Below are 6,428 nucleotides of genomic sequence, written 5' to 3'. Positions count from 1 at the left end.
GTTGCTCCCAGCCGATCACGAAGTATATTCGATGATTTTTTTGAATCACGCTATAGAACCGTCAAAAAACGGGTTAAATCAAAAGCATCAACCATTAATGTGAAGCCCCTGCCCTCAGGTCGTCCTGCAGGATTTAAAGGTGGAGTTGGTCAGCTAAATATGACAGCCAGCGTCAACAAAAATGATGTGAAGGTAAATGATGGAGTTACCTTAACTGTTAAGGTCAGCGGAACGGGTAATCATAAATTCATTGAGGATCCGGATATTAAGTTACCACCTGACTTTGATATATTTGATCCCAAAGTGTCAAATGCTGGTTTATCAAATACCACAAAGGGAATGAAAGGTGTAAAAACCTACGAATACCTGATGATTCCAAGGCATGCCGGTAGTTTTACAATCCCTGCTGTAAAATTTGCTTATTTTAATCCAGCAAATGGACAATATCAGACTATCAGCTCTAATGATATCACCATCAACGTTGAAAAAGGTGAAGGTGATGAATTAGCCAGCGGTGGCATTGTTCGGTCAAATGTGACTAAAGAAAATGTGAAGTTCCTTGGTAAGGATATCCGCTATATCAAAACAAATGTATTGAGCCTTAAACCAATAGGTACCTTCTTTATTGGAAGTCTTAGTTTTTACCTGGCATTATTAATACCATTCTCATTATTTGTTCTTCTGTTTATCATCAATCAAAAACGCATTAAAGAAAATGCCAATATCACCTTGATGAAAACCAGGAAAGCCAATAAAGTTGCTATTAAACGTCTTAAGAAATCCTCTCATTTCCTTAAGTTGGGTGAAAAAGAAGCCTTTTATGAAGAGGTTTTACGTGCCCTTTGGGGGTATTTAAGCGATAAACTCAGTATTCCAGTCAGTGAACTATCAAAAGATAATGCGGGTGATATCTTAAGTCAATCCAATGCTTCAGCTGAGGTAATTCAAGAAATCATGAATATACTCGACACTTGTGAGTTTGCACGTTATGCACCTGCCTCAGGAACAGGTGAAATGGATCAACTATATAATAAAACAATTGCTACAATCAGCAAGCTTGAAAATCAATTAAAACGTTAAGAATGAAGTACTATATTATATTATTCGCATTATCACTGTCGATGATTAGTTTGAGTGCTCAAAACGAGCGTTTTGAAGAGGGCAATCAGCTTTATAGTGACGGGAAGTATCAGGAGGCTATTGATACATACTCAGGTATATTATCAACTGGCGTCGAAAGTGGCGAATTATATTTCAATTTGGCTAATGCTTACTATAAAAATGGTGAACTGGCCAATGCGATACTTAACTACGAGCGAGCCGTTTTGCTGAAGCCTCACGATAAGGATATTAAATACAATCTGGAACTGGCCAATTCGCAAACTACCGATAAAATCGAATCGATTGATGACTTTTTTATCAGTGAATGGGTACAGGATTTGCGTAATAAAACAACTTCAGATACTTGGGCCTTTATTGGTGTTGCATGTTTTATACTTACCATTATTATGGCAGCCTTCTTTTTCTTCTCCAACTCAGTTATATTGAAAAAGGCGGGATTTTACCTTGGCGTTGGTTTAATTGTCGCTACAGGAGTTACTCTGACATTTAGTAATAGCCAGAAAAATAAGTTAATGGTTCGTAACCACGCAATTGTATTTAGTCCTTCTCTTACAGTGAAGAGTTCGCCCAATGTAAATGGAACTGAAATATTTATTTTGCATGAAGGAACAAAGGTTGAAATTGTAAGCACCCTTGGGCAATGGAAAGAAATTCAGATTGCAGACGGCACTGTAGGTTGGGTTGAGGAATCATCGATTACTGTCATATAAACTTTTGCAGAATTAAAAAAAAGCTCCTTGTCCGTTGACAAGGAGCTTTTTTATTATAAACACCCAAACTACCGATTGGCTCAACCTCGTTTGATATTCGAGGCACCAATCATGTATATTTTAAAGATCATCTTTCTTTGCTATCAAATATTTATTAACTACAAACCATAAATAAACTAAGGTTAAAGCGATTCCAATAATTTCTATCACAATCATACTCTTTATTTTCGCAATGAGTAAAACAAGTGCCTTGCCAAAAAAATTATAGCACTGTATTTCTGCACTTTAACTATTTACACAAGTAGTATTGCATCCATATTTTGGAAGCAATTATTAAATATGGAATATCATAGCATAAAAGATTTCATGAGATAGTAAATCTTTATATGAAGATGTGAGCGAATCACATCTTCAATCCCATTAAACCTAAAGATGTAATCCATAAAAGAAACAAAAAAGGCACTTGCATTAAACAAATACAAGTGCCCCGGTAACTTCTTATGCTATTTTCGACCTACAAAATAATCTTCCGACCAAAAAACTGGTTATTTTTAGATAAAATTAAATAATAAGGTGCTTCTTCCTGCTTTAATTCCATCTCTTGCTTCATTGGGCCGGCTTTAATTTCTTTTTCCTCTTTTACGGTTTCTCCCTCTTCGTTAAAGAGTTCAAGATGATATTCACCTTCGGGTAGTTCACATTCAATTTGCATGAGTGTTTGCAACTTCTCATCTTCCATTATCTTCTCAATTTTCACCTTTAAATCTTCAAGGTTCAGAGGTTCATTAAGAAGCTTTTTTGATGAAACACCAAATTTCTTCAAAATGGTAATATCCTCCAATGGGATTGACTCAACCTTTACCTTTGTGCGATAAGCATGTTTTCCTTTCCAATGGTATGGCATTTCATGTGAATCAGAGGCAATTATAACAGTTTTCACTTCATGTTCACCATCCCTCTCTCCTCTTAACTCCTTTTTAATGATTTTAATCTCATCACCATCCTCATTTATAAATTCCCCTATATCAAAATCACCATCCTCTCCTTTCAGAATCATAATACGGTTTTTATGGGCTTCGTTCAGATGCTCCATTTCCTCTAGATGAATGCCTTTTTCCTTCATCAATTCTTCCAATTCAAGGTGCATTTTCTCCATATCGCCATCGAACTTAAAATGAAAATCATTTAACGAATCCATTTTAAAGGCCATCACCTTCATATGCTTTTCAATATCCTTTTCGTGGCATTTCATTAAACTGTCCAATTCAATATATTTACCATCCTTTTCTGAATGCCAAACAAATATATCGTGATTAAAGGTGGTATCCATCTCAATAACCTCTTCTCCTTCATTGGTAATGACTTTAACCTTGACCTGACTTTTCTTTTTGGTCTGTGCATTAACCTGGTAACCCATACTTATTACCATTAATCCTAAAAGGATAAATCGAATTGCCAAATTTGCATTTTTCATAGCTACTGCTTTTGAGTTAGTATAATCTTTAAATAATCTTTCGCTGGGTTTCTTTAACTTTCAAAGACAAATCAAAATTACAAATGAACTGATTTTAAATCGGTTAAGACGCCGTTAAAAACAGTTAAGGAAAGGTTAATGTGTTTCAGCACTTTGATTCAATGACTTATCTTTACGTAGTAATTAAAGCACTATGAAACATAAATCGATACTTTGGCTGATACTTCTGATGAGTTTGTCATTATTAGGCATTATTGCCGCCCAATATTTATGGATACAACAATCGATCAAAGTTCAGAAGGAAAAGTTTCAGACCTCGGTCTATCGCTCACTTGATAATACTGTCCAAAGATTGGAAAAGGAACAGAGTGTTGAATATATTTTCAGAGAGTTTTTTCCTTCATCTGGACAAAATAGCCCAAGAACATATAAGCAAAAAAATCAAAGCAATTTCAGAATCATTCAACCAAAGCCATCTAACACCAATCCGCGTAAAATAGTTTTTAAACAAGATACGATCTTCAATCAGGGCGGAACTCATATTGAAGTTCGCACCGAAATAAACGGCAATAGCAGTCAACATGAAGTATGGATTGGTGCCACGGGTGAATCCATGGATATCATTGAGCTGGAAGAGCGCATGCTTCACATTGAAGATTCCATTGAAGTGGTAATGGAGGCCCTGCATGATAAGAACAACGAAATTAAGGAAGTTTATGAGCAAATGAAGCGGGAAATGGAGTTTAGGCATAACCCACTTCAGCAAAGAATAAGTCTGGACCATTTAAATGATGTTTTAAAGGAAGAGTTGAAACAGAATGGTATTGACACACAATTTGAATTTGGTGTGTTTAATAAATACACCCGACAATTATCCAATTATAAATCAGACAACTTTAGTGTTCAGAATGCCTCATTGCACTCTCCTGTTAGAGTTAATTTGTTTCCGAGAGATATATTCAGAGGAATTTCTCCGTACGAACTAATGATCTACTTCCCTGACGTAGCCACCTATCTGATTAAAACTCAAGGATGGATGGTATCATTATCCACAATATTTACTCTTTTTATACTCATTACTTTTTTTATAACAATCCGAACCATTCTTAATCAAAAAAAGGTATCGCAGATAAAAACAGATTTCATTAATAATATGACCCATGAATTTAAAACTCCTATCGCAACCATTAGCTTAGCTACCGATAGTATTTTGACTCCTACAATTATTAACAACGAAGAGCATGTTAAGAACTTTTTGAAAATTATTAAGGAAGAAAACAGCCGGATGAACAGTCATGTTGAGCGTGTATTACAAATGTCGCAGATCGAGAAAAAAGATTTTGCAGTTGTAAAAGTTTCGAAAGATATACATGAGCTAATATTTACAGCTGTTGATAATATGCAATTGCTGGCCAATGAAACCGGTGGACACATTAGTACTTCATTAAAAGCAGAACTAAGCGTATTTTTGGTGGATGAGATTCATTTTACTAATGTTATTGTAAATTTGCTTGAGAACGCTCTTAAATACGCCAAAGAAAAACCAGAAGTTAAAATCTCAACAACGAATAACAACAACGGTATTCAGATTAAGATTTCGGACAATGGCATTGGAATGACACGGGAACAGCAAAATAAAATATTTGAGAAATTCTATCGGGCAGCTGGTGGAAATGTCCATAACGTTAAAGGTTTTGGTTTGGGATTAAGCTATGTAAAAGCTGTAATCGATGCCCACCAAGGTAATATCAGTGTTCGGAGCAAATTAAATATTGGAACAGAATTTATAATACAACTTCCTTATAAATAAACGATGACTGAAACTAACAGAGTTTTTATGGTTGAAGATGACCGCAATTTTGGTACGGTCATGAAAGCATATCTTGAAATTAATAAGTTTGAAGTTACCTGGATTAAAGATGGTATGCTGGCTTTTAAACGATTTAAAGAGGGTCAGTTCGATATCTGCATCCTAGATGTGATGCTTCCAAATGTAGATGGTTTTACCATCGCACGCGAAATAAAAGAATCAAATCCGGATATTCCAATCATTTTTCTAACCGCCAAAGTAATGAAAGAAGATGTATTGGAAGGCTTTAGTACCGGTGCCGACGATTATATCACTAAACCCTTCGATTCCGAAATCCTGATTTGCAAGATTAACGCCATTCTCAACAGGAATAAGCGACAGCAAAAAGAAGATATTCAATCGGAATATCAGATTGGAGAAGCACACTTTAACCACGAATTCAGAACTATCCATTACCAAAACGACGAGTTCAAGCTTTCACCCAAAGAGGCAGATCTTTTATTACTCCTATGCCAGACGCAAAACAAAGTATTACCACGTGACAAAGCTTTGAAAGAAGTTTGGGGCGAAACCGGATACTTTACCACACGAAGCATGGATGTGTATATCACCAAGCTCCGAAAATACCTGCGAGATGTTAACGGCGTGGAGATCGTTAATATTCATGGTAGTGGTTATCAGTTAAGAGTGGATTAATTAAATCTATCGGTATTTTGAAAGGGTACCTGTCATTATCGCACCGAAGAACTATTCATTTTATATTCTGGAAACAATTGGAAATTAATACCACAAGGCTGTAACTAATGTATCCTCCAAAGCGTCGTATAGATATTAATTAGAAATAAACGATATGAGAAAACTATTTTTATTGATAGGAATCATCTTCTTATCAGCATCATTGCAAGCCCAAGACCGAAAAGTTGAAGTAGATAAGGAATTTGAGAACATCACCGATGTTGAAGTCAATGTGGTATTTAGCGATGTAGTTATTGAGGCCACCGAAGGTAACACAGTCCATGTAACCGGTTCCATAACCTGGGATCGCGAAAAAGATGATTATGAAATTGTAACCCGCAAATCAGGTACCACTCTGTTTATTGAAGTGGATCACCCTCGCAATTCAAGAGGTAGTGCGAGAGGCAAATTCCACATTACCATGCCAGTTATGACGGATGCTGATGTCAATAGTGTTAGCGGCAATATCAGAGTAAGCGGTATTGGTCAACGAAGGGTTAAATGCAACACCGTTTCGGGTGACATCGTTGCTAATAAGATTGGCAGTGATGTTTCTGCCAATACTGTTTCTGGCGAT

The 6,428-nt window shown here is 36.0% G+C and carries 6 protein-coding genes; 5 read left to right on the top strand and 1 reads right to left on the bottom strand.

Annotation, left to right across the window (positions count from 1 at the left end):
* The coding region (locus tag AC4MRQ_RS24260; protein ID WP_491200318.1) for a BatD family protein at positions 1-1,080 on the top strand (1,080 nt) is incomplete at its 5' end.
* A 2-nt stretch (positions 1,081-1,082) separates the two neighbouring features.
* A complete protein-coding gene (locus tag AC4MRQ_RS24255) occupies positions 1,083-1,832 on the top strand; it encodes a tetratricopeptide repeat protein (protein ID WP_491200317.1) in 750 nt (249 codons plus the stop codon).
* Positions 1,833-2,346: 514 nt separating this feature from the next.
* Here AC4MRQ_RS24255 and AC4MRQ_RS24250 read toward each other — a convergent pair.
* Positions 2,347-3,306 carry a hypothetical protein gene (locus AC4MRQ_RS24250; protein ID WP_491200316.1) on the bottom strand — a complete coding sequence of 320 codons (960 nt, stop codon included), beginning with the start codon at positions 3,304-3,306 and terminating at the stop codon, positions 2,347-2,349.
* 193 nt (positions 3,307-3,499) lie between these two features.
* Between AC4MRQ_RS24250 and AC4MRQ_RS24245 the strand changes: the two genes are divergently transcribed.
* From AC4MRQ_RS24245 to AC4MRQ_RS24235, 3 genes are all read left to right on the top strand, one after another.
* Positions 3,500-5,116, top strand: a complete 1,617-nt coding sequence (locus AC4MRQ_RS24245; RefSeq protein ID WP_491200315.1) for a sensor histidine kinase — start codon at positions 3,500-3,502, stop codon at positions 5,114-5,116.
* A 3-nt stretch (positions 5,117-5,119) separates the two neighbouring features.
* On the top strand, positions 5,120-5,812 hold the full coding sequence (locus AC4MRQ_RS24240) for a response regulator transcription factor (RefSeq protein ID WP_491200314.1): 693 nt from the start codon (positions 5,120-5,122) through the stop codon (positions 5,810-5,812).
* 154 nt (positions 5,813-5,966) lie between these two features.
* Positions 5,967-6,428 (top strand): DUF4097 family beta strand repeat-containing protein (locus AC4MRQ_RS24235; protein ID WP_491200313.1); only part of this gene is annotated, 462 nt, incomplete at its 3' end.

It is taken from the genome of Carboxylicivirga sp. (genome assembly GCF_982718395.1).
The sequence above is the reverse complement of the archived record's forward strand: the minus strand, read 5'-3'. Positions and strand labels throughout refer to the sequence as shown.